At 49.8% G+C, this 434-nt stretch carries 3 tRNA genes; all 3 read left to right on the top strand.

Annotated elements, in window-relative coordinates:
- Positions 1 to 59: 59 nt before the first annotated feature.
- Positions 60 to 134 (top strand) — tRNA-Pro (locus GNY06_RS00205).
- 44 nt (positions 135 to 178) lie between these two features.
- Positions 179 to 252: transfer RNA gene (locus GNY06_RS00210), tRNA-Arg, on the top strand.
- A gap of 49 nt (positions 253 to 301) precedes the next feature.
- A tRNA-Pro gene (locus tag GNY06_RS00215) sits at positions 302 to 376 on the top strand.
- The last annotated feature ends 58 nt before the right edge of the window (positions 377 to 434 follow it).

Consider the following 434-nt stretch of genomic DNA (forward strand, 5'->3'; position numbering starts at 1 on the left):
ACTGTCGACTCGTAAGGGTCGCAAGGGTTCGAATCCCTTACCCTCCGCAACTGCAAAAACGGGGTGTAGCGTAGTCCGGTCATCGCGCCTGGTTTGGGACCAGGAGGTCGCAGGTTCGAATCCTGCCACCCCGACTTCATGAAAAGCTTTTTGTTTCAAAAAGTTTTTTTACTACTATGGGTGCGTAGCTCAGCTGGATAGAGCATCTGCCTTCTAAGCAGACGGTCACAGGTTCGAATCCTGTCGCGCTCACTAAAGGCTTGCATTTTTTGCAAGCCTTTTTTAATAAGCCTAAACACCTCGGGGCGTAGCGTAGTCCGGTCATCGCGCCTGGTTTGGGACCAGGAGGTCGCAGGTTCGAATCCTGCCGCCCCGACTTAAAGAGAAAGTAGTTATCTACTTTCTCTTTTTTTTATACCAATAAGTACCTGTGA

Source organism: Elizabethkingia argenteiflava (genome assembly GCF_009904105.1).
GTDB lineage: Bacteria > Bacteroidota > Bacteroidia > Flavobacteriales > Weeksellaceae > Elizabethkingia > Elizabethkingia argenteiflava.